Origin of the sequence: Tissierella praeacuta DSM 18095, assembly GCF_900128955.1 — a bacterium.
Classification (GTDB): Bacteria; Bacillota; Clostridia; order Tissierellales; family Tissierellaceae; genus Tissierella; species Tissierella praeacuta.
In genome coordinates this window covers 313,810-336,639 of sequence record NZ_FQTY01000001.1, presented here as the reverse complement: position 1 = coordinate 336,639, position 22,830 = coordinate 313,810, and the positions used below count along the sequence as shown (strand labels likewise).

Here is a 22,830-nt window from a genome sequence, read left to right as displayed (position 1 = left end):
TATGGATTTAGATATTAGTCAATATATAAATATATTTGTAGAAGAAGCGAAGGAACACTTACAGAGTATGAACGATGTTCTATTAGAATTAGAAAAAAATCCTTCTCACTTAGGAAATATAAATGAAATTTTTAGGGTTGCTCATACCATAAAGGGTATGTCAGGTACTATGGGATTTCATAATATGGCTAATTTAACTCATGAGATGGAAAATGTTTTACAAGCTGCAAGAAGTAATGATATAGAATTATCAGAGGATATAATTGATATTTTATTTGAATGCTTTGACGCTTTAGATTCTTCAGTAAACCATATTATTGATTATGGAGCAGAGGATGACGATACTAATCAAATATTGATAGATAAATTAACAAATTTATTAAATAGGGAGAAGAACACAAAACATAATGATGGTGAAACAAAAGAGTTAAACATGGATAAATTTGTATTAGAAGTAGTTGATAAGGCTAGAGAAGATGGATTAAATATTTATAGTATAGATTTTATTTTAAATGAATCATGTATGTTAAAATCAGCAAGGGCATTTATTATATTTAACACTTTAGAAAACTTTGGAGAGATAATATATTCTAATCCATCAGTAGAAGATATTGAGGACGAGAAATTTGAATTAGAGTTTTCTGTTGTGTTAGTAAGTAGTTATGATAAATCAAATATTTTAAAAGAGTTAAATCAAATATCTGAATTAGAAAAAATTAATTTATCGGATTTTATTGGTATTGACTCTAATAATAAGATTGATTCTAATAGTAAGACTATTTCTGATGACTTAGACAAATCTGGAGAAGCTAAGATTTCGTCAAATGAGAATAATGATAAAACTCAAAAAACAACTCAAGGAAATGTAGGGAAAATAGGTAAAACAGTTAGAGTAGATATAGATAGATTAGATAATTTAATGAATTTAGTTAGTGAACTAATAATAATAAAAACCAGAATGGATGATTTAAGTGAAAAGTCAACTGGTGAAAATATGACAGAAGCGATTGAGTATTTAGAGAGAATAACTACTAATTTACATGATGCAGTAATGAAAGTTAGAATGGTTCCAATTGAAAGGGTGTTCAATAGGTTTCCAAGATTAGTTAGGGATTTATCTAAAGAGTTAGGAAAAGAAATAGATTTACAAATGAGCGGAGAGGAGACTGAAGTAGATAGAACTGTTATTGACGAAATAGGAGACCCTTTAATTCACATGATTAGAAATTCCATAGATCATGGAATTGAGCTTCCAGCAGATAGAATAAAGGCAGGAAAGCCTGAAACTGGAACAGTAATACTTAAATCCTATCCAGATGGTAATAATGTTGTAGTTGAAGTAGAAGATGATGGAAAAGGAATGGATCCTAATTTAATTAAAAGAAAGGCAATTGAAAAAGGAGTAATAGATGAAAGAGAAGCAGAAGGCTTGTCTATAGAAGATAGCATTAATTTACTATTTAAACCTGGTTTTAGTACAGCAGACACTATATCTGATGTTTCAGGTAGAGGGGTTGGATTAGATGTTGTTAAAAGTAAAATAGAATCCATAAATTGAAATGTGGAAATAGAAAGTATACAAGGCAAGGGAAGCAAGTTTATAATTAGAATTCCATTAACATTAGCTATAATCCAAGCTTTGCTTATAAAATTAAGTGAAGAAATATATGCAATTCCTTTAAGTTCTATTACTGAAATAATCAATATTTCAAGCAACCAAATAACTGATGTTCAAGGGCAAGAAGTTGTATTATATAGAAATATGACTTTACCAATTATAAGACTAAAGGATATATTAGGTATAGAGCATAATGAAGAAAATGAGGAATTAATCGTAGTTGTTGTTAGAAAAGGAGATAAACAAGCTGGTTTGATAGTTGATAATCTAATTGGACAACAAGAGATAGTTATTAAAGGTCTAGGAAAATATTTAGCTGGTATTAAATATTTATCTGGTGCTACAATTCTTGGTAACGGTAATATTTCATTGATTTTAGATATTAATTCACTAATATAAGGAGGGGTTAAAGTGTCTGAGGTAATAGATAATAAATATGTAGTATTTAAATTATGCAAAGAATATTATGGAGTTCCTATTAATAAGGTAATATCTATAGAAAAAATGCAAGAATCGACTAGGATACCTAATGCTCCAAATTATGTTAAAGGTGTTATTAACTTAAGAGGCGAGGTTATTTCTTTAATTGATTTAAGATTGAAATTTAATATGGAACCTAAGGAAATGGATAATAATTCTCGTATTATAATTGTTTCAAATGATGATATTGTAGCTGGATTAATAGTTGATTCTTCGTCTGAAGTTATTGAAATAAATAAGGAAGATATTGATGCTCCGCCTACTTCCTATGAAAACGAATATTTATATTATATTCAAGGAATTGGTAAAATCAAAGATAAATTAGTAATATTACTTGAATTGTCAAAGGTTTTTGAGAATTAGGGGGCAATAGAATGACAATAAATGTTGATAATTTAAATAATTTCATGATAGACATACTTAAAGAGTTGGGGAATATAGGAGCTGGAAATGCGGCTACTGCCTTAGCTTCAATGATATCTAGAAAAATTGATATGAAGGTTCCAAATGTTCGTATAATGGAATTTAAAGATGTGGCTGAAATATTAGGTGGGGAAGAAAATTTAGTAATAGGGATTTATTTTGAGTTAATGGAAGATGTAGTTGGAAATATGATGTTTGCTTTAGATATTGATTCAGCAATAAATTTAACAAATATATTATATAATAGAAAGAAAGAAAATAAAGAACTTGATGAAATGGATATATCTGCATTATCTGAAGTAGGTAATATTATAGCATCTTCCTATGCAAATTCTTTGTCTGCCCTTACTGGATTAAAAGTATTTATTTCTATTCCATCTATTTCAATAGATATGGCAGGTGCTATTCTTAGTGTGCCAGCAATTCAATATGGTCATGTGTCAGATCACGCATTGATGATAGAAACAATTTTTGAAGAAGAAGAAAATCTTGTTGCTGGAAATTTATTTTTCCTTCCGGATTTATCCTCCTTCGATAAAATATTAATGGCGTTAGGAGTAAAATGAAATGGATGTTAAAATTATTAAAATTGGAATGGCTGATCTAAATGTAGCAAAGGCACCTAATTTATTAACTACATTAGGATTAGGCTCTTGTGTAGGAATTACTTTATATGATAAAATTAACAAAATTGCTGGACTAGCTCATATTATGTTACCTTCAAGTAGAGAAATAAAAAATAATGATAACAAAGCTAAATTTGCTGATACGGGAATTGAAGAATTATTAGATTTAATGCTGAAATCTGGTGCAAATAAAAATAATTTAGTCGCTAAAATAGCTGGTGGTTCACAAATGTTTAACTTTAATTCAAACAACAATATTTTAAAAATTGGTGAAAGAAATGTAATTGCAACAAAAGATAAGTTGAAAGAGTTAAATATAAAAATTGTTTCAGAGGATACGGGAGGAAACTTTGGTAGAACTATAATATTGAATTCTATTGATGGATTATTGCAGGTAAAAACTATTGGCCATGGAGAAAAGACAATATAATTTCCATGGGAGGGAATAAAATGGATATTGAGAACTTATGGATAAAGTACAATAATACCAAAGATAAGGAACTAAAAAAAATATTAATAGAAAATTATATAAATTTGGTTAAAATTGTTGCTGGAAGGATGTATAATTTTTATGGGAGTAAAATAGAATATGATGATTTATTGGGATATGGAGTTCTTGGACTAATAGATAGCATTGATAAGTTTGATATAACAAAGAATATTAAATTTGAAACTTATGCTCAAATAAGAATAAAAGGTGCTATTATTGATAATATTAGAAAGTTGGATTGGATTCCTAGATCTTTACGAAAAAAATCTAAGGATATTCAAAACTCAATATCCTTTCTTGAAAACAAATTAGGAAGAAGTCCAACAAATGATGAAATTTCAAATCATTTAAATATTTCATTAAATGAATTAGAGTTAATATTATCTGATATATCAACCTTCAATGTTTCTTCTTTAGAAGAATTGTTATTGACAAATGGAGATTATTTCTTAGAAAGCCAAGCTAATGCAAATCTTCCAGAAGAAATTTATGAAACTGAAGAAATAAAAAATATTCTAGCTATTTCAATTGATTCATTAAATAAAAACGAGAGATTAGTAATTTCTTTGTATTATTATGAAGAATTAACCTATAAAGAAATTGGAAATATTATGGGGTTATCTGAATCGAGAATTTCACAAATACATAGCAAAGCCATTTTAAATATTAAAAATTTTTTGGAAAGAGAAGGCATAGTTAAAGGATCTTAGGAGGTGGAATATGTACAATATAGGTGATAACATAATACTGGAAATTAGTAAAGATGGACTATATGGATATATTACTCTATTGAAAGATGAAAATGAAATTGAAGTTGACTTGGATGTTAAAGATGTATTAGATAAAGTAAGACAATATATTAAATACGGTTTAAATGAAAGTTTATTAATAAGTTTTTTAAAAAATAAAATAGCTGGTGAAAAACTTTGTATAGCTGAAGGAAAACAACCAGTTTCTGGAAAAGATGGAAGCATTAAATATCATTTTGATTTAGAAAAACCACTCTTACCTAAATTAAATGATGATGGTACAGTTGATTACAAAGAGTTAGATTCCATAAATACGACTAAGGAAGATGATATCTTAGCAGAAATTATACCTCCCACTGAAGGAGAAGAAGGAATAAAAATTAATGGAGATATAATTCCATATGTTAAGGGTAGAACACCGAAGTTTAAATATGGAAAGAATGTTAAGGTTTCATCTGATGGAATGTTTCTACAATCAGAGATTAATGGATTAATAGAGTTTAAAAACGGAAAGATTAGTGTTTCTGAATTATTAGTTGTAGAAAATATTGATGGTAGTACTGGAAATATTAGATTTGAAGGCAATGTAATAGTAAATAAAGATGTTTTAAATGGATTTACTTTACTTACAGGAGGCTCTGTCGAAGTAAAAGGGGCAATAGAAGGTGGATTAATTCAATCTGAAGGAGATGTATTAATTCGTCAAGGGATTCAGGGATATAATAGGCTAACTATTAATACTAAAGGAAACTTATCTACTAAATTTATTGAAAATTCTGTAGTGAATGTTGGAGCAAATATAACTGCAGAAGCTATTATGCATAGTGAAGTATCCTCCAGATCAAATATACTTGTTCTTGGGAAAAAAGGACTTATAGTTGGTGGAATCTGTAGGGCTAGATATGAAATTAGAGCTAGGGTAATTGGTTCTACAATGGCTACAACAACAGTTTTGGAAGTAGGGATTGATACATATATTAAACAAAGATACGATGAAATAGACGAAAAGTTTAAAGTATCTAAAGAGAATTTGGAAAAAATAAATCAATCTCTTAAAGTGTTAGAAGTATTAAAAAGGGCAAATAAGCTTGATATTAAAAAACAAGAACTATATAATGAACTTAGTAAAGCTCAATTATCACTAACTTTAGAGATTAGTAAAATGGATAGAGAGTTGGAAGAATTGAGAAATCAAATGAATACTTTATCAAGGGGACAAATAAAGGTAGCAGATATTATTTATCCTGGGGTAAAAATTATTATTGGAAATAGTTTTATGTATATAAGGGATGAAATGAAAAGATGTACATTTTATAAGGAAGATGGGGATATAAGAATAGGACCATATTAAGAGGTGATAGTATGTCTATTAAACCTATTGATTATAATGTTATGCTTCCAAAAACCCAAGAAGTATCAAGTGCAAAATATATAGAAAATGTTAAAAATAGAAATATAGTAGAAAGTGGGTTTGTCCAACAAGAAAAAACCATAAATAAGAACAAGAAAAAAGTTATGAATACAGAAAAAAGCAATAAGTCTAGGATTTATGATAATAATAGTTCTAAAAAACAAAAAAATTCACAAGACAATAAGCGGAAGAAATCAGAAGAATCTTCCAGTGAAGATATACCTAAAAACATAGGAAATAAAATTGATATACGCATATAATTGAGGTGTGAGATGATATCCATCATTTTAAATACAATTGGTTCAATTTTAATTATTTATTCAATTTATATAATACGGAAAGATTTAGTAAATAATAAAATTAATAATGATAATCTAAATTCAATAGAAGAAAGAGTAAAAGAGTATTATAATTTAACTGAAAACATGGTTGAAGAATTTAGTGAAGTAATCCATTCTAAATTAGAAATAATAAATACAGAAAATGTCCAAAGTGTTGAGAGACAATTGTATAATAAAGAAGAAGATAGTTTAAATAATTTTAATATAAACCCAATCCATAGTAAGATAATAGAATTAGAAGGGATTGGATTAACAAAGGAAGAAATTGCTAGAAAATTAAATAAAGGGATTAGGGAAATAGAGATTATATTGAAAATGTATGAAAATAAAAAATAGGTAAATTTGTATAAAAATGATTGCTTTAAAATTAATCGTATGTTATACTACTATAGTGATTACACACATTCCTAGACGTTGGAGGTAGTGCCGATAGGTTCCTTTAATGTATGAAGGGAATGGAGGAAAAAAACTTGGAGGTGGCAGTATGTCAGTAATTACAATGAAAGGCTTATTAGAAGCAGGAGTTCATTTTGGACATCAAACTAGAAGATGGAATCCTAAGATGGCTCAGTATATTTTTACTGAGAGAAATGGTATCTACATTATTGACTTGCAAAAAACAGTTAAGAAAGTAGAAGAAGCTTATGACTTTATAAAAGATGTTATTGCAAATGGTGGAGAAATTCTATTTGTAGGTACAAAAAAACAAGCACAAGAAGCTATTGAAAGTGAAGCTAAAAGATGCAATATGCACTTTGTAAATCAAAGATGGCTTGGTGGGATGTTAACAAACTATAAGACTATCCGAAATAGAGTTGATAGACTTCATGAACTAGCTAAAATGGAAGAAGATGGTATCTTTGATTTATTACCTAAAAAAGAAGTTATAAAATTGAGACATGAAGCAGAAAGATTAGAAAAATTCCTAGGTGGAATTAAAAATATGAATAGAATACCAGATGTTCTATTTGTTGTAGATCCAAGAAAAGAGAGAATAGCAGTAAAAGAGGCTCAAATTCTTGGAATTCCTGTTGTTGCTATAGTAGATACTAACTGCGATCCAGATGAAGTTGATTATGTTATACCTGGTAATGATGATGCAATAAGAGCGGTTAAACTATTAACTGAAACTATGGCTAATGCAGTTTTAGAAGGAAGACAAGGCGAACAAATAGAAAATACAGAAGAGTAAATAAAAGGGTAAGGGTTTAAAGGGTTGTTCCCTTATACTCTTACCATTTTTAACAATATAGGAGGGATAGAATGAATATAAGTGCTTCAACAGTAAAAGAATTAAGAGAGAGAACAGGCGCTGGAATGATGGATTGTAAAAATGCTTTGGTAGAAACAAATGGAGATATAGAAAAGGCAATTGATTTATTAAGAGAAAAAGGATTATCAAAGGCTGCAAAGAAATCAGGTAGGGTAGCAGCGGAAGGTCTAGTGGAGGCATATATCCATGGTGGTAGAATTGGAGTTTTAGTAGAAGTTAACTCTGAAACTGACTTTGTTGCTAAAACTGATGAATTTAAACAATTTGTTAAAGACATAGCTATGCAAATAGCTGCTTCAAATCCTAAATATATTTCAAGAGAAGAAGTTCCAGAGGAAGAAATAGCTAGAGAAAAAGAAGTACTTACACAACAAGCTATTAATGAAGGTAAACCTGAGCATGTAGCTGCTAAAATGGTAGAAGGAAGATTAGAAAAATTCTTTGAACAAATATGTTTATTAGATCAAAATTTCATAAAGGATTCAGATGTTAAGATTAAAGATTTATTAAATGAAAAAATTGCTAAAATAGGTGAGAATTTAAAAATTAGAAGATTTGCAAGATTTGAAGTTGGTGAAGGCATCGAAAAGAGAGAAGAAAATTTTGCTGACGAGGTTGCAAAACAAATTAATATGTAATTAAATGGAGAACAAATATTGTTCTCCATTTAAATAACACTAAACTTAATATTAGGAGTGAATTAAATGGACCCAATATTTAAGCGAGTAGTCTTAAAGATAAGTGGTGAGGCCTTGTCAGGTTCTAAGGGTACTGGAATTGATATAGATACAATTAATCAAATATCTATGGAAGTCCAAGAATTACACAATTTAGGTGTACAAGTATCTATAGTAGTAGGTGGAGGAAATTTTTGGCGTGGTAGGTCAACTAATGAAATGGATAGGACTACATCAGATTATATAGGAATGCTTGGAACAACTATGAATGCCTTAGCATTACAAGATGCTCTTGAGCAATTAGGAGTAGATACAAGGGTACAATCTGCCATAGAAATGAGACAGATAGCTGAGCCGTATATAAGAAGAAAAGCTGTTAGACATTTGGAAAAAGGTAGAGTGGTTATATTTGCAGCAGGTACAGGTAATCCTTATTTTTCAACAGATACTACAGCTGCTCTAAGAGCTGCTGAGGTAGAGGCAGAAGTAATTTTATTAGCTAAAAAAGGTGTAGATGGAGTATATGATTCGGATCCAAATTTAAATGAAAATGCCAAAAAGTTTGACATATTAAAATATATAGATATATTAAACTTAGGACTGGGAATAATGGACTCAACTGCAACTTCATTATGCATGGATAATAAAATTCCCCTAATTGTATTTGGAATTGATGAACCAAATAATATTATTAATGTTGTTTTAGGTAAAAAAATTGGAACACATGTAAAGGAGGATTAATTATGTTTACTGGACTTTACAAGGAAGCAGAAGAAAAAATGAGTAAAACTATTTCTATTTATAAGGAAGAATTACAAAGTATCAGAGCAGGCAGAGCAAATCCAACATTGCTTGATAAAATTACAGTGGATTATTACGGACAAATAACACCTTTAAAACAAGTAGGAAGTATTTCAGCACCAGAGCCAAGGCTATTGGTTATTCAACCCTGGGATGTAAAGTTGATTCCTGTGATTGAAAAAGAAATATTAAAATCTGATTTAGGTATAAATCCTTCAAATGATGGCAAAGTAATTAGGTTGGTTATTCCTGCCTTAACGGAAGAAAGAAGAAAAGAGTTGACAAAGGTAGTTAAGAAAAATGGAGAGAACGCTAAAATTGCCATTAGAAATATAAGAAGAGATTTAAATGAACAGTTAAAGAAGATGGAAAAAAACAAGGAAATTAGTGAAGATGATAAGAAATTAGCTGAGGTAGAAATACAAAAAATAACGGATAAATTCATCGAAGAACTAGATGATGTAACAAAGAAAAAAGAAGATGAACTAATGGAAATATAGTAAAACCCCTTCTTAATAGGAAGGGGTTTTTAGTGATGAGGTGATATATATGGCAGACATTAATCAAACTATAGAACAGATAAAACAACAAATTGATATGACAAATCTTCCTAAGCATATTGCAATAATAATGGATGGGAATGGTAGATGGGCGAAGAAAAGGTTTTTACCAAGAAATTTTGGTCATCAGGAAGGGATGGAAAGAGTAGTTGAAATTGTTGGGGCTGCATCAAGTTTGGGAATAAAACATTTATCTCTATATGCTTTTTCAACAGAAAATTGGAAAAGGCCTGTAGAAGAAGTTCAAGGTTTGATGAAGATTTTAGTCCAATATATAAGACGAGAATTAGATAAATTACATAAAAACAATGTTAAAATACAGGTTATGGGAGATATTGAAAAATTACCCCAATTTGCAAAAGAGGAAGTAATAAGGGCTATAGAAAAAACATTTAAAAATACTGGAATGATATTAAATATTGGATTAAATTATGGAGGAAGAGACGAAATAATATTTGGAATTAAAAATCTTTTAATTGATTTAAAAATGGGTAAAATTAATATAGATGAGTTAAATGAAATTAATTTTTCTAATTATCTCTATACAAAAGGTCAGCCTGATCCTGATTTGCTTATTAGACCAAGTGGAGAGCTTAGGCTTAGTAATTTCATGCTATATCAAATTGCTTATACAGAATTTTATTTTTCTGATGTATTATGGCCAGATTTTACGGAAAAACATTTATTATTATCTATTATTGATTATCAAAAAAGAAATAGAAGGTTTGGAGGAATATAAGTGAAAGATTTAAGCAAGAGATTCTTTAGTGGTCTAATTGGCTTAGTCCTGTTAATTTTCATTGTATCAAAAGGGGGATATTTATTATCTTTTGCTGTTTATATAGTTTCAATTATTGGTTTAAGAGAATTTTATAAGGCAATAGAGGAAATTGATATAAATCCCATTTCTACTGTAGGCTATTTAGGAACAACAGGATTATTTATAAATACAATTTTACAAAATAATTATTTAGGTCTTTTTTTTAGTAGTATTATTATTACTTTACTTATATTGTTAATGGTTAATAAAGATATAACAATAGAAGATATTTCTGCAACCATTTTAGGAATAATATATATTCCGTTTTTACTTTTTCATATAACATATTTAGACAAAACTAAGTATATTTGGCTAGTTTTTATTATAGCATTTGGTACTGATACATTTGCATATATATCAGGAAATTTATTTGGCAAAAGAAAGTTATGTCCTAAAATCAGTCCGAAAAAAACAATAGAAGGTTCCATTGGTGGTATAGTTGGTACAATTATCCTGTTAATTATATATTCTATATATTTTGAGTTAAGTCCAATATGGAAAATTATTTTGCTCTCTATATTTTGCTCTATAATAGCTCAACTAGGTGATTTAGTAGCTTCAAAAATAAAAAGAGTTTGTGGAATAAAGGATTATGGTTTTATAATGCCTGGACATGGTGGTGTATTAGATAGATTTGATAGTATAATTTTTACTGCTCCAGTAATATACTACTATATTAGTATGTTTTTAATTTAAAATATAGGTGGTGTTTAAATGTTAACAGCAATATCAGCAGTATTTGTTTTTTTGGTAGTGATATTAGTACATGAGTTTGGTCACTTTTCTGTAGCGAAAATAGTAGGTATTAAAGTAAACGAATTTTCCATAGGCATGGGACCAAAATTATTTCAAAAGAAGAAGGGTGAAACTGAATATACCTTAAGAGCGTTGCCAATTGGTGGATATGTGAAAATGGAAGGTGAAGATGAAGCTTCCAATGATCCTAGGAGTTTCAATAAGGTTTCTGCTCTATCAAGAATAGCAGTTGTAGCTGCCGGAGCAATTATGAATTTTGTTTTAGCCATAGTTATATTAACTATTGTTTCTTATGGAATTGGTATGCCCACAAATATTATAGATAACACAGTGCCAGGTTCACCAGCAGAAAAAAGTGGTTTGATATCAGGTGATATTATAATCAATATAAATGGTGTAGAAATAAATAACTGGGACACTACTGTTGATTCCATAAATAAGTCTGATCCTAATAAGGAAATGGAAATAGGGATTAAAAGGGATAATGAAATAAGAAAAATCATGGTAAAACCAATAACTGAAAAAGGGAAAACTATAATTGGTATAGTGCCTAAATATGAAAAATCAATATCATCTGCAATAAAAGGTGGTTTTGAAAATACTTTTATGTTTTTAAAATTAATGTTTGAATTCATAGGAATGATTTTTAAAGGTAAGGTAGGGATTAAGCATTTATCTGGACCTGTTGGCGTAATCCACGAAGTAGGAGTTCAGGCAAAGCTTGGAATATATAATTTATTATATATTTTAGGTTTTATTAGTGTGAATTTAGGATTTTTTAATCTGCTACCTATTCCAGCTTTAGATGGAAGTAGAATAGTATTTTTATTAGTAGAATTAGTTAGAGGTAAGCCTATAGATCCAGAGAAGGAAGGTTTTATACATTTTGTTGGTTTCATTCTATTAATATCTCTAATGTTGATTGTTACTTATAGAGATTTAATTAAATTTAATATTTTTAGTAGGTGATAAAATTGTTGAGAAAAAAAACTAAAGTAATTAAAGTTGGTAATGTATTAATTGGAGGAGATAATCCTGTTTCAGTTCAATCTATGACAAATACTTTAACTAAGGATATTGTTTCTACTATTAACCAAATAAAAAGATTAGAAGATGCGGGTTGTGATGTAGTTAGATCTGCAATTACAGATGTAGAAGATGCAAAAGCTATAAAAGATATAAAGAAAGACATTCGTATTCCTATAATTGCTGATATTCAATATGATTATAAATTAGCTTTAGAGTCTATTAAATATGGAATTGATGGTTTAAGGTTAAATCCAGGGAATATTGGTTCTCTAGATAGAGTGAAGGAAGTAGTAAAAGCCTGCAAAGAAAATAATATTTCTATTAGGGTTGGTGTAAACTCTGGTTCCATTAAAAAGGAATTTTTAGAAAAATATAATGGAGTAAATGAAAACTCCATGGTTTATAGTGCTTTAGAACAAATTAGATTATTAGAAGATATGGATTTTTATGATATAAAGATTTCTTTAAAAGCAAGTAATGTGCCTTTAACTATTAAAGCCTATGAAAAAATGTCTGATATGGTAGATTATCCACTACATTTAGGCATTACTGAAGCTGGGCCTATATGGAGAGGAACAATAAAATCCTCTGTTGGAATAGGTTCTTTGTTATCAATGGGAATAGGAGATACGGTGAGAATATCTTTGACTGGTGATCCAGTAGAAGAAGTTAGAGTAGGGAGAGAGATTCTTAAATCACTTAATCTATTGAATGAGGGATTAGAAATAATATCATGTCCTACTTGCGGAAGAACAAATATTAACTTAATTGATATAGTTGAAGAGGCTGAAAAAAGACTTGAAGGAATTAACAAAAATATAAAAGTCGCAATAATGGGGTGTCCTGTTAATGGTCCTGGAGAAGCTAAAGAAGCAGATATAGGAATAGCTGGTGGCAAAGGAGAAGGACTTATATTTAGAAAAGGTGAGATAATAAAAAAAGTTAAAGAAGAAGATTTACTTGATGAATTATTAAATGAAATAGAGAAACTTTAATATAATTACTATGCCATTAAAGGAGAAGGGAGTATAAAATACCTATGAATAATAATAGATTATATCTTTCTCAGCTAATTACAAAAAAAGAGTTCAATGATATTAGGGATTTAGAAATTATTATTAATAAAATTGAAATAATTAAAAAAACAATGTCTTTAATAGTACATCTTGAATCTTTTAATTTAATAAATAATGTAATGGCCAGTAAAATAAACAAATTCTTCAAAGATAAATTTACGGGATTTCAAATAGTTATAAGAATTCAGTATAATATTACAGGGAATACAGAGGAAAAAATAAGATTTTATGAAGATAACATTTTAGATGTTATTAAAACAGAGATTGAATCCAGTAGCTCTTGGATTGAAGATTTAAAATGGGAGATCAGCAATGACTCCCTTGTAATTTTTCCACCAAATAAGGTGGCTTATTACTCCTTAGAAAGAAATGAAATTATAAAGAAGATTAAAAACATAATTTTAGAAGAAATGAGATTAGATTTAGATATTAAAATATCTGATGATAATTTTAAAGAGGAAGAAAATTTTCTTGATAAAAAGAGTATTGAAGAAAAAGAAATTGCTATTAATACTGTTAAAAATATATCTGAAAATCATAAATCTAACTCTTCTGATAATGTTTCAAGTAAATTTAATAGATATTATATTTATGGGACACAAATAGGAGAATTACCTATTAAAGTAAAAGATATTACTATGCAGACAGGTTCTTGTATAGTAGAAGGTGTAGTTTTTCAGCTTGAAACTAGAAAAATTAAAAATAGTAAAACTTTAGTTACTTTTTGTATCTCAGATTTTAGTGATTCCATTACAGTAAAAATTTTTTTATCAGAAGAACAGTCATCAGAGTTTCTTGCAAATGTGGAGAATGATTGTTATGTAAAAATTGAAGGTGATGTGGTCTTTGATAACTATTCTAAAAGTACGGTTATAATGTTAAAATCACTTAATAAAATTGAAAGAGAGAAAAGAAAGGATAATGCAAAAGAAAAAAGAGTAGAACTACATCTACATACACAGATGAGTTCAATGGATGGAGTTTCATCATTGAAAAAGATTGCAACTAGAGCTAAGGAGTGGGGACATAAGGCATTAGCTATAACTGATCATGGTGTTGTTCAAAGCTTTCCAGATGCTATGAATCTAGGTAAGTCTTTAGGCTTAAAAATAATCTATGGAGTTGAAGGTTATTTAATAAATGATAAAAAGGAAATTGTGACTAATTTTGATGAAAATAAAGATTATTCAACTTATATAGTTTTTGATATAGAAACCACTGGTTTATCACCCATAAATGATATGATAACAGAGATAGGTGCTGTTAAAATTAAAGATGGAAAGGTAATAGATACTTATAGTCAATTGATAAATCCAGAGAGACCAATACCTGAACTAATTACTAAAATCACTGGTATTACAGATGAAATGGTAAAAGATAAGCCAACTATTAAAGATGTTATTTTAGACTTTATAAATTTTATTGGTGATGATGTTTTAGTTGCACATAATGCTACTTTTGATGTTGGTTTTATTAGGGAAAAGATTAAATTAGTTAATATGGAATTAAATAATCCAGTATTAGATACTTTAGAATTATCTAGGGCTGTATTTCCTTCTTTAAAGAGTCATAAATTAAATCTTATAGCAAAGCATTTAAATGTAAGCTTAGTTAATCATCATAGAGCTGTAGATGATGCTACAGCCACATCTGAAATATTTCTAAGAATTTTAGATATATTGAAGGAAAGAAATATAATAAATTTTAAACAGATAAATGGTTTAAATGCTAATAAGAATCTTTCAAAGGATGAAAGTTTTCATATAATAATACTTGCAAAAAATTTAATTGGACTTAAAAATTTATATAAATTAATATCAGAATCTCATATAAAGTATTTTCATAGAAGACCAAGGATTCCAAAATCTCTTATAGAAGCAAATAAAGAAGGACTAATTATAGGAAGTGCTTGTGAGGCTGGAGAGCTTTATAGAGCAATAATAAAAAACAAGAGTATGAATGAAATAAAAGAAATTGTAAAATTTTATGACTACTTAGAAATTCAACCTATTGAAAATAATATGTATTTAGTTAGGGAAGGAATATTAAAGAATGAAGAGCAGTTAAGACAAATAAACAGAAAAATATATAATTTAGGGAAAGAAAATAAAAAGCTTGTTGTAGCAACTGGGGATGTACATTTTTTAGATCCAGAAGATGAAATATATAGAAGAATATTAATGTCTGGACAAAAATTTAAAGATGCAGATATTCAACCTCCATTATATTTTAGAACAACTGATGAAATGATAAGTGAGTTTTCATATTTAGGGAAAGAAATTGCAGAAGAAGTAGTTATAAAAAATACTAATTTGATAAATGATATGATAGATGAGATATTACCCATTCCAGATGGAACTTTCCCGCCAGTTATAGAAGGTGCTGAGGAAGAGTTAAGAAGAATAACCTATGAAAAAGCAATAGAGGTATATGGAAATCCATTACCAGAAATTGTAGAAAAACGTTTGGAAAGAGAACTTGGCTCTATAATTAAAAATGGTTATGCTGTTATGTATATAATTGCACAGAAATTAGTTTGGAAATCTTTAGAAGATGGTTATTTAGTAGGTTCTAGAGGATCAGTAGGCTCATCTTTTGTAGCTACTATGAGTGGTATTACAGAGGTAAATCCATTGAAGCCACATTATGTTTGCCCTAATTGTAAATATAATGAATTTTTTGTTGATGGGACTATAGCCTCTGGTGCAGATTTACCAGATAAGATATGTCCCAGATGTGAAACTAAATTAAATAAAGATGGTCATGACATTCCCTTTGAAGTTTTTCTAGGATTTGAAGGGGATAAAGAGCCAGATATTGACTTAAACTTTGCAGGAGAATACCAAGCTGTAGCACATAAATATACAGAAGAATTGTTTGGAGAAGGCTATGTTTTTAGAGCAGGAACTATAGGAACAATTGCAGATAAAACTGCTTATGGATTTGTAAAGAAGTATTTTGAAGAAAGAGATATAAGTGTTAATTTGGCTGAAATTAATAGGTTGGTTCAAGGATGTACTGGAATCAAAAGAACTTCAGGACAACATCCTGGGGGAGTTATGATTGTTCCAAAATATAAGGATATTTTAGATTTTACTCCTATTCAATACCCAGCTGATGATAAAAGTTCTGGAGTAATCACAACTCATTTTGATTATAATGCTATTAGTGGAAGAATATTAAAACTAGATATTCTTGGTCATGATGTTCCTACTATAATAAGAATGCTTGGTGATATTACTGGGGTTGATCCTACTAAGATACCTCTTGATGAACCAAAGACTATGAAACTATTTACAAGTACTGAATCTTTGGGAGTGACTAAAGAAGATATTAATTGTGAAGTAGGAACTTTAGGAATTCCAGAATTTGGAACTAAATTTGTAAGGCAAATGCTTATTGACACTCAACCTAGCACTTTTTCTGACTTAGTGAGAATTAGTGGTTTATCTCATGGTACTGATGTATGGATAAACAATGCTCAAAATCTCGTTAAAGAAAATATAGCCACCCTTAGCAAAGTAATTTCTACTAGAGAAGATATTATGCTATATTTAATTAATGCAGGCATGGATAAGAAAAAATCATTTAAAATTATGGAAAAGGTTCGAAAAGGTAAGGGACTATTGGATGAAGAAGAAGAGGAAATGAGAAATTTAAATGTACCAGAGTGGTATATAGATTCTTGTAATAAAATAAAGTATATGTTTCCAAAGGCTCATGCTGTTGCCTATGTTATGATGTCTTTTAGAATAGCATATTTTAAAGTTTATTTTCCTGAAGCTTTTTATGCAACTTATTTTACTATTAAAGCAAATGATTTTGATGCAGATTTAGTTATAAAAGGTAAAGAATTTGTAAAAAATAAAATTCAAGAATTAGAAAAATTGGGAAATGATTTAACAGCAAAGGAAAAAAATTTATTAACAGTTCTAGAAGTTGTTTTAGAAATGTATGCAAGAGGTTATAAATTTCAGAAGGTGGATCTCTATAGATCAGATAGTGATAAATTTATAATTGATGAAAATGGAATGATACCACCACTTAAAAGTTTAGAAGGTCTTGGGGAAAATGTTGCCAGAAAAATTGTCGAAGAAAGAAATATCTCTAGATTTATATCTATAGAAGATTTAGTTAGTCGTGGTAAAGTAAGTAAGCCTGTATTAGAAGTTTTAACTAATCATGGATGCTTAGGTAATTTACCATTAAGTAATCAAATAAGCCTTTTTAATATTTGATTTTTCTTTAAATTGTGATATAATTAATTTGACAAAAATAAATTTTTTCTGGGAAAGAGTGGGTTAACCCACTCTTGATTTTTTATTCTAAACTAACTATTGATATAAATAAACTATTATGGAGGTGAATTAATTGAATAAAAAGGGAATTATAGGGGTTGTCAAAGAAATATCTGAAGAACTGGTAGAAGAATTAAAATATGAATTAGTAGATGTAGAGTTTGTAAAAGAGGGTTCTAATCATTTTCTTAGAGTATATTTAGATAAGCCTGGTGGAATAAATTTAGATGATTGTCAGAGGATGAGCCAGTTATTAAGTGATAAATTAGATGAAAAAGATCCTATTACTGTACCATATTATTTAGAGGTTTCATCTCCAGGACTAGATAGACCATTAAAAACTGATAATGATTTAAAAAGAAATTTAGGAAAAGACATTGAAATTAAATTATATCAGCCAGTGAATGGTAAAAAGATAATAGAAGGGACTTTAGAATCATACGAAGAAAAAGTAATTGCATTGAAAACAGAAACTGATGAAATTATTAAAATATCAAGAGAAGGCATTGCTTTAATTAAATTGGCAGTTAAATTTTAAGGAGGTTTAATGAATGAATGGAGATTTTATTGATGCCCTTCATGAAATAGAAAAAGAGAAGGGCATTTCTAAAGATATAATATTTGATGCCCTAGAATCTGCACTTATTTCCAGTTATAAGAAAAATTTTAATGCATCTCAAAATGTTGAAGTTGAAATGGATAGAACTACTGGAAAGGTGAAAGTACTAGCATTAAAAGAAGTAGTAGATATAGTAGAGAATGAATATCTTGAAATAGATTTAGATGATGCGAAAGAAATTGATGATAGATTTCAAATTGGTGATATTATAAAAATAGAGATTACACCAAAAGATTTTGGACGAATAGCTGCACAAACTGCAAAACAGGTTGTTATTCAACGAATAAGAGATGCTGAAAGAGATGTAATCTATGATGATTTTATAAATAGGGAGAATGAGATAATTACTGGCTTAGTTCAACGTATTAGTAAAAATAATGTATATGTTGATTTAGGTAAGACTGAAGGTATATTGCCACCTTCTGAACAAATGGAAGGTGAAGAATATAATCAAGGTGATAGATTAAAATTATTGATATCTGAAGTTAAGAAGACAACAAAAGGACCTCAAATAATATTATCTAGATCCCATCCTAATCTTGTAAAGAGATTATTTGAATTAGAAGTTCCTGAAATTAATGATGGAATAGTTGAAATATATTCTATTTCTAGAGAAGCTGGTTCTAGGACTAAGATTTCAGTTTTTTCAAAGGATCCAAATGTAGATCCTCTTGGTTCTTGTGTAGGATTTAAAGGTAGTAGGGTAAAAGTTATAGTAGATGAATTAAAGGGTGAAAAAATAGACATTGTAATTTGGAGTAAGGATATAGGAGAATTTATTGCTAATAGCTTAAGTCCTTCTAAGGTATTAAATGTAATAGTTGATGAAAAAGAAAAATCTGCTATTGTTGTGGTGCCAGATTATCAGCTTTCCTTGGCTATAGGTAAGGAAGGTCAAAATGCTAGATTAGCAGCAAAATTAACAAATTGGAAGATAGATATAAAGTCGGAATCACAATACAATCAAGATATTGAATAAGAGGTGATTGTTTTGAAAAAGAAAAAAATTCCTTTAAGAAAATGTATTGCTTGTGGTGAAGGTAAACCAAAAAAAGAATTAATAAGAGTTGTAAAGAGCAATGAGAATGAAGTAAATATTGATGTAACAGGGAAAATGAATGGTAGAGGTGCATATATATGCTCTAATCTTGAGTGTTTGGAACTTGCACAAAAGGGTAAAAAATTTTCTAGAGCCTTAGAAGTAGAAATAACAACTAATATATATGAGGAATTGAAGGATATAATTCAATCGAAATTAGAGAAATAAGAGATATCACCTTTAAATATAATAGGGGGTATGTAATATGAAGAAAATTAGAATATATGAACTAGCAAGGGAATTGGGAATAAGTAGTAAAGATTTAATTGAAAAGATTTCTGAATTAGATATAAGCGTAGGTAATCATATGAGTACTTTGGAAAATGAAGAAGCTGAAATAATAAAATCATTATTATCAAATAATGAAAAAAAAGATGACTCAAATGAAAAGATTCATAGTAAAGGCGATAATATAGGTACTAAAGAAAATGAAGAAAATATTAAAGTAAAAACAGTTGAAGGTAAAAACAATAAAAAACATAAGAGTAAGAAGCAGTCAAATAAAAGTAAGTTAAAGAATAATAATATGAATAAAGAAAACAATATAATTGGTAAAGAAGGGAATGAGGTTGTTATAGAAATCGAAAGTAATATCATTGTAAAAGATTTAGCAGATAAAATAGATGTAAGTCCATCACAAATAATTTCTAAATTAATTGGATTAGGTGTAATGGTAAATCAAAATCAAGCAATAGATTCAGATATAGCAATTATAGTTGCTGAAGAATTTGGTGTTGAATTAAAAGTAAAAGAAGTTTCAGAAGATAACAATATATCCTTAGAAGAAGAGTTTAATCTGGATTATGAAGATGATCCAAAGGATTTAAAAACTAGAGCACCTATAGTAACAGTAATGGGGCATGTTGACCATGGTAAAACATCTTTATTAGATGCTATTAAGGAAACTAGTGTTACAAAATCAGAAGCTGGAGGAATTACTCAGCATATAGGTGCTTATGCTGTAAATATTAACAATAAAAAGATATGTTTCTTAGACACACCAGGTCATGAAGCTTTTACTTCTATGCGTGCTAGAGGTGCACAAGTAACGGATATTGCAATATTAGTTGTGGCAGCAGATGATGGAGTTATGCCTCAGACTATAGAGGCAATAAATCATGCTAAAGCTGCTAATGTTCCAATAATTGTAGCAATTAATAAAATGGATAAACCTACAGCTAATGTAGACAGGATTAAACAAGAGTTAGTAGAAAATTCTTTAGTTCCAGAAGATTGGGGTGGAGACACTATAACAGTACCAGTCTCTGCAAAAAACCGTGTAGGAATTGAAGAATTGCTTGAAATGATACTACTTGTTGCAGAAATGCAAGAACTTAAAGCTAATCCAAATAGAAATGCAGTAGGTACTATTGTAGAAGCACAACTTGATAAAGGTAAGGGGCCATTAGCCACTGTATTAGTTCAAAAAGGTACATTGCAAGTAGGAGATATAGTTGTTTCTGGTTCTTCCTTTGGTAGAGTTAGGGCTATGTTAGATGACAAGGGTAAAAGAGTGAAAAAGGCTGGACCATCAATGCCAGTAGTAATACTTGGATTATCTGAGGTTCCAAATGCAGGAGATTTATTATATGCTGTAGAAGATGAGAAAATAGGTAGATCTTTGGCAGAAAAAAATAAAGAAATTGTGAGAGCAGAACAGATGAGATCTGATCAAAAGGTTTCACTAGATGATTTATTTGAAAGAATAAAATTAGGAGAAATCAAGGATTTAAATATTATAATAAAAGGCGATGTCAGAGGTTCAATTGAGGCATTAAAACAATCTTTAGAAAAACTTGATACTGAGGAAGTAAAAACTAATATTATACATGGTGGTGTAGGAGGAATTACTGAATCTGATATTATGCTTGCTTCTGCTTCTAATGCTATTGTTGTTGGGTTTAATGTTAGACCAAATTTAAATGCTATTGAAGTGGCTAAAAGGGAAAAGGTTGATGTTAGAACATACAGGGTGATTTATGAAGCAATTGAAGATATTCAAGCTGCAATTAAAGGTATGCACGCACCAAAGATTGTTGAAGAAGTAATAGGTAGAGCTGAAGTTAGGGCTACCTTTAGGTTACCTAATGGAAGTACTATAGCAGGTATTTACGTATTGGATGGTAAAATAGCTAGAAATGGTAAAGTTAGACTTCTTAGAAATGATATTGTTATATTTGAAGGAGATGTATCGTCTTTGAAAAGGTTTAAAGATGATGCTAGAGAAGTTCTATCAGGATATGAGGCAGGACTGGGTTTGGAAAATTATAATGATATTAAAGAAGGAGACTTACTAGAAGCATATGTTTTAAAAGAAGTTGAGAAATAGAGGTGAGGAAATGAATAACAAAAGACTTAATCGAATTTCTGAAGAGGTAAAAAGAGTTGTTTCGGAATTAATTTATAATGGTCTTAAAGATCCAAGGGTTAATTCCATGACAACTATAACAAAGGTGGAAGTAACTAGAGATTTAAGATATGCAAAAATTTATGTTTCGGTATTTGGAAACAAAGAAGAAAAAGAAAATACATTGTTAGGTTTAGAAAGTGCAAAAGGATTTATAAGAAAAGAAATAGGCAATAGAATTGATTTAAGATATGCTCCAGAGCCAATTTTTATCTTAGATGAATCAATAGAACAGGGGATTTATATGTCTAAGTTAATTAAAGAGGTAAACAAGGATTCTAATTCACTTGAGGAAGATAAAAATGATGAATAATATTGAATCTTTATTTGATATTGCAATTGAAAAAATCAAAGAAAGTGAAAGGATATATATTGTTTCTCATGTTCAGCCTGATGGTGATAATATTGGATCTATCCTGGCTTTATGGATAGCAATTAAAAAGATAAAAGATAAAGTTTTTATCCTAAAAACCGATGATATTCCTTCTGATTTTTTATTTCTTCCAAATGTAAATGAAATTAAAGAGTTTAATGATGAGGGAAAAATAGATATGTTTATTGCTTTAGATACTAGTGATGAAAATAGATTAGGAAAGAATAAAGAATTGTTAAATAAAGCTAAAACTATAATTAATATTGATCATCATATTAGTAACACAAATTTTGGACATATAAATATAGTGGATAGCAATGCAGCAGCAACTGGTGAATTAGTATATAATTTAATAAAGAAAATGAATATTCCCATGGATAAAGATATAGCTTCTTGTATTTATACTGCAATAAGTTCAGATACTGGTAGTTTTATGTATGATAATACCAGTGCAGAAACTCATAGAATTATTGCCGAATTAATAGATATAGGAATTGATAAAAGTAATATAAATATAAATTTATATCAGAATAAAAGCCTAGAGAGAACTATGCTATTTATAAAGTCCTTAGAAACTTTGAGATTATATTTTAATAATAATGTAGCTTTAATAAAGGTAACTCAAGATATGCTTAATAAGGCTAATGCTAAGATGGAAGACACTGAAGGTATAGTTTCATTTATAAGAGAAATTGCTCCTGTTGAGGTAGGGATTATACTGAAAGAGTTTAAAGAAAATGAAATCAAAGTTAGCATGAGAAGTAAAAGATTTATAGATGTATCTGCTATTTGTGCTAGTTTTAATGGAGGAGGACATATAAGAGCAGCAGGTTGTACAATTAATTCCCCTATGGATATTGCAGAAAAATTAATTTTAGATGAACTAAAGAAAGTGTTTTAGGTG

The 22,830-nt window shown here is 29.0% G+C and carries 24 protein-coding genes; all 24 read left to right on the top strand.

The window, feature by feature from the left end:
• Position 1 precedes the first annotated feature (1 nt).
• The gene (locus tag BUB33_RS01820; RefSeq protein WP_234949963.1) at positions 2-1,558 is read left to right on the top strand and encodes a chemotaxis protein CheA; all 1,557 of its coding nucleotides are present in this window, start codon (positions 2-4) and stop codon (positions 1,556-1,558) included.
• 3 nt (positions 1,559-1,561) lie between these two features.
• Positions 1,562-2,017, top strand: coding sequence for a chemotaxis protein CheW (locus tag BUB33_RS16505; protein WP_234949962.1), 456 nt, complete (start codon positions 1,562-1,564; stop codon positions 2,015-2,017).
• A gap of 12 nt (positions 2,018-2,029) precedes the next feature.
• Complete coding sequence (locus BUB33_RS01815; protein WP_072972368.1) at positions 2,030-2,461, top strand: chemotaxis protein CheW; 432 nt, start codon at positions 2,030-2,032, stop codon at positions 2,459-2,461.
• Between the two features lie 11 nt (positions 2,462-2,472).
• Positions 2,473-3,087, top strand: coding sequence for a chemotaxis protein CheC (locus tag BUB33_RS01810; RefSeq protein WP_172463209.1), 615 nt, complete (start codon positions 2,473-2,475; stop codon positions 3,085-3,087).
• A gap of 1 nt (position 3,088) precedes the next feature.
• Positions 3,089-3,577: a chemotaxis protein CheD gene (locus BUB33_RS01805; RefSeq protein WP_072972365.1), complete on the top strand. Its 489-nt coding sequence runs from the start codon at positions 3,089-3,091 to the stop codon at positions 3,575-3,577.
• A gap of 20 nt (positions 3,578-3,597) precedes the next feature.
• On the top strand, positions 3,598-4,347 hold the full coding sequence (locus BUB33_RS01800) for a FliA/WhiG family RNA polymerase sigma factor (protein ID WP_072972362.1): 750 nt from the start codon (positions 3,598-3,600) through the stop codon (positions 4,345-4,347).
• A gap of 10 nt (positions 4,348-4,357) precedes the next feature.
• Positions 4,358-5,737, top strand: a complete 1,380-nt coding sequence (locus BUB33_RS01795) for a DUF342 domain-containing protein (RefSeq protein WP_072972360.1) — start codon at positions 4,358-4,360, stop codon at positions 5,735-5,737.
• Between the two features lie 11 nt (positions 5,738-5,748).
• The gene (locus BUB33_RS01790; protein WP_072972356.1) at positions 5,749-6,057 is read left to right on the top strand and encodes a hypothetical protein; all 309 of its coding nucleotides are present in this window, start codon (positions 5,749-5,751) and stop codon (positions 6,055-6,057) included.
• 12 nt (positions 6,058-6,069) lie between these two features.
• Entirely contained in the window at positions 6,070-6,474 is a 405-nt protein-coding gene (locus BUB33_RS01785; protein WP_072972353.1) for a DUF6115 domain-containing protein, read from the top strand.
• Between the two features lie 148 nt (positions 6,475-6,622).
• Entirely contained in the window at positions 6,623-7,330 is a 708-nt protein-coding gene (gene rpsB / locus BUB33_RS01780; RefSeq protein ID WP_072972889.1) for a 30S ribosomal protein S2, read from the top strand.
• A 71-nt stretch (positions 7,331-7,401) separates the two neighbouring features.
• Positions 7,402-8,049: a translation elongation factor Ts gene (tsf, locus tag BUB33_RS01775; RefSeq protein ID WP_072972350.1), complete on the top strand. Its 648-nt coding sequence runs from the start codon at positions 7,402-7,404 to the stop codon at positions 8,047-8,049.
• 66 nt (positions 8,050-8,115) lie between these two features.
• Positions 8,116-8,829: a UMP kinase gene (gene pyrH / locus BUB33_RS01770; RefSeq protein ID WP_072972347.1), complete on the top strand. Its 714-nt coding sequence runs from the start codon at positions 8,116-8,118 to the stop codon at positions 8,827-8,829.
• A gap of 2 nt (positions 8,830-8,831) precedes the next feature.
• Complete coding sequence (frr, locus tag BUB33_RS01765; RefSeq protein WP_072972344.1) at positions 8,832-9,389, top strand: ribosome recycling factor; 558 nt, start codon at positions 8,832-8,834, stop codon at positions 9,387-9,389.
• A 49-nt stretch (positions 9,390-9,438) separates the two neighbouring features.
• Positions 9,439-10,188: an isoprenyl transferase gene (locus BUB33_RS01760; protein ID WP_072972341.1), complete on the top strand. Its 750-nt coding sequence runs from the start codon at positions 9,439-9,441 to the stop codon at positions 10,186-10,188.
• Positions 10,189-10,965: a phosphatidate cytidylyltransferase gene (locus BUB33_RS01755; protein ID WP_072972337.1), complete on the top strand. Its 777-nt coding sequence runs from the start codon at positions 10,189-10,191 to the stop codon at positions 10,963-10,965.
• An 18-nt stretch (positions 10,966-10,983) separates the two neighbouring features.
• Positions 10,984-11,994, top strand: coding sequence for an RIP metalloprotease RseP (rseP, locus tag BUB33_RS01750; RefSeq protein ID WP_072972334.1), 1,011 nt, complete (start codon positions 10,984-10,986; stop codon positions 11,992-11,994).
• A gap of 5 nt (positions 11,995-11,999) precedes the next feature.
• Complete coding sequence (gene ispG, locus BUB33_RS01745; protein ID WP_072972329.1) at positions 12,000-13,049, top strand: flavodoxin-dependent (E)-4-hydroxy-3-methylbut-2-enyl-diphosphate synthase; 1,050 nt, start codon at positions 12,000-12,002, stop codon at positions 13,047-13,049.
• Positions 13,050-13,093: 44 nt separating this feature from the next.
• Positions 13,094-17,368 carry a PolC-type DNA polymerase III gene (locus BUB33_RS01740; protein WP_072972325.1) on the top strand — a complete coding sequence of 1,425 codons (4,275 nt, stop codon included), beginning with the start codon at positions 13,094-13,096 and terminating at the stop codon, positions 17,366-17,368.
• A gap of 133 nt (positions 17,369-17,501) precedes the next feature.
• Positions 17,502-17,966, top strand: coding sequence for a ribosome maturation factor RimP (rimP, locus tag BUB33_RS01735; RefSeq protein ID WP_072972321.1), 465 nt, complete (start codon positions 17,502-17,504; stop codon positions 17,964-17,966).
• 13 nt (positions 17,967-17,979) lie between these two features.
• Positions 17,980-19,026 (top strand): transcription termination factor NusA, encoded by a 1,047-nt coding sequence (gene nusA / locus BUB33_RS01730; RefSeq protein WP_072972317.1) that lies wholly within the window; start codon positions 17,980-17,982, stop codon positions 19,024-19,026.
• Positions 19,027-19,029: 3 nt separating this feature from the next.
• Positions 19,030-19,314: an RNase P modulator RnpM gene (gene rnpM, locus BUB33_RS01725; protein ID WP_376750513.1), complete on the top strand. Its 285-nt coding sequence runs from the start codon at positions 19,030-19,032 to the stop codon at positions 19,312-19,314.
• Positions 19,315-19,351: 37 nt separating this feature from the next.
• A complete protein-coding gene (infB, locus tag BUB33_RS01720; protein WP_072972311.1) occupies positions 19,352-21,475 on the top strand; it encodes a translation initiation factor IF-2 in 2,124 nt (707 codons plus the stop codon).
• Positions 21,476-21,485: 10 nt separating this feature from the next.
• Positions 21,486-21,866, top strand: coding sequence for a 30S ribosome-binding factor RbfA (rbfA, locus tag BUB33_RS01715; protein ID WP_072972884.1), 381 nt, complete (start codon positions 21,486-21,488; stop codon positions 21,864-21,866).
• A complete protein-coding gene (locus tag BUB33_RS01710; RefSeq protein WP_072972887.1) occupies positions 21,859-22,827 on the top strand; it encodes a DHH family phosphoesterase in 969 nt (322 codons plus the stop codon). The genes rbfA and BUB33_RS01710 overlap by 8 nt, the downstream gene beginning before the upstream one ends.
• Positions 22,828-22,830 lie beyond the last annotated feature (3 nt).

Excerpts from the sequence above, each read along its gene's own strand:
- BUB33_RS01820 (WP_234949963.1), top strand. The coding sequence starts at position 2 with ATGGATTTAGATATTAGTCAATATATAAATATATTTGTAGAAGAAGCG.
- BUB33_RS01810 (WP_172463209.1), top strand. The coding sequence starts at position 2,473 with ATGACAATAAATGTTGATAATTTAAATAATTTCATGATAGACATACTT.
- BUB33_RS01805 (WP_072972365.1), top strand. The coding sequence starts at position 3,089 with ATGGATGTTAAAATTATTAAAATTGGAATGGCTGATCTAAATGTAGCA.
- BUB33_RS01800 (WP_072972362.1), top strand. The coding sequence starts at position 3,598 with ATGGATATTGAGAACTTATGGATAAAGTACAATAATACCAAAGATAAG.
- BUB33_RS01795 (WP_072972360.1), top strand. The coding sequence starts at position 4,358 with ATGTACAATATAGGTGATAACATAATACTGGAAATTAGTAAAGATGGA.
- BUB33_RS01790 (WP_072972356.1), top strand. The coding sequence starts at position 5,749 with ATGTCTATTAAACCTATTGATTATAATGTTATGCTTCCAAAAACCCAA.
- BUB33_RS01785 (WP_072972353.1), top strand. The coding sequence starts at position 6,070 with ATGATATCCATCATTTTAAATACAATTGGTTCAATTTTAATTATTTAT.
- rpsB (WP_072972889.1), top strand. The coding sequence starts at position 6,623 with ATGTCAGTAATTACAATGAAAGGCTTATTAGAAGCAGGAGTTCATTTT.
- tsf (WP_072972350.1), top strand. The coding sequence starts at position 7,402 with ATGAATATAAGTGCTTCAACAGTAAAAGAATTAAGAGAGAGAACAGGC.
- pyrH (WP_072972347.1), top strand. The coding sequence starts at position 8,116 with ATGGACCCAATATTTAAGCGAGTAGTCTTAAAGATAAGTGGTGAGGCC.
- frr (WP_072972344.1), top strand. The coding sequence starts at position 8,832 with ATGTTTACTGGACTTTACAAGGAAGCAGAAGAAAAAATGAGTAAAACT.
- BUB33_RS01760 (WP_072972341.1), top strand. The coding sequence starts at position 9,439 with ATGGCAGACATTAATCAAACTATAGAACAGATAAAACAACAAATTGAT.
- rseP (WP_072972334.1), top strand. The coding sequence starts at position 10,984 with ATGTTAACAGCAATATCAGCAGTATTTGTTTTTTTGGTAGTGATATTA.
- BUB33_RS01740 (WP_072972325.1), top strand. The coding sequence starts at position 13,094 with ATGAATAATAATAGATTATATCTTTCTCAGCTAATTACAAAAAAAGAG.
- nusA (WP_072972317.1), top strand. The coding sequence starts at position 17,980 with ATGAATGGAGATTTTATTGATGCCCTTCATGAAATAGAAAAAGAGAAG.
- infB (WP_072972311.1), top strand. The coding sequence starts at position 19,352 with ATGAAGAAAATTAGAATATATGAACTAGCAAGGGAATTGGGAATAAGT.
- rbfA (WP_072972884.1), top strand. The coding sequence starts at position 21,486 with ATGAATAACAAAAGACTTAATCGAATTTCTGAAGAGGTAAAAAGAGTT.
- BUB33_RS01710 (WP_072972887.1), top strand. The coding sequence starts at position 21,859 with ATGAATAATATTGAATCTTTATTTGATATTGCAATTGAAAAAATCAAA.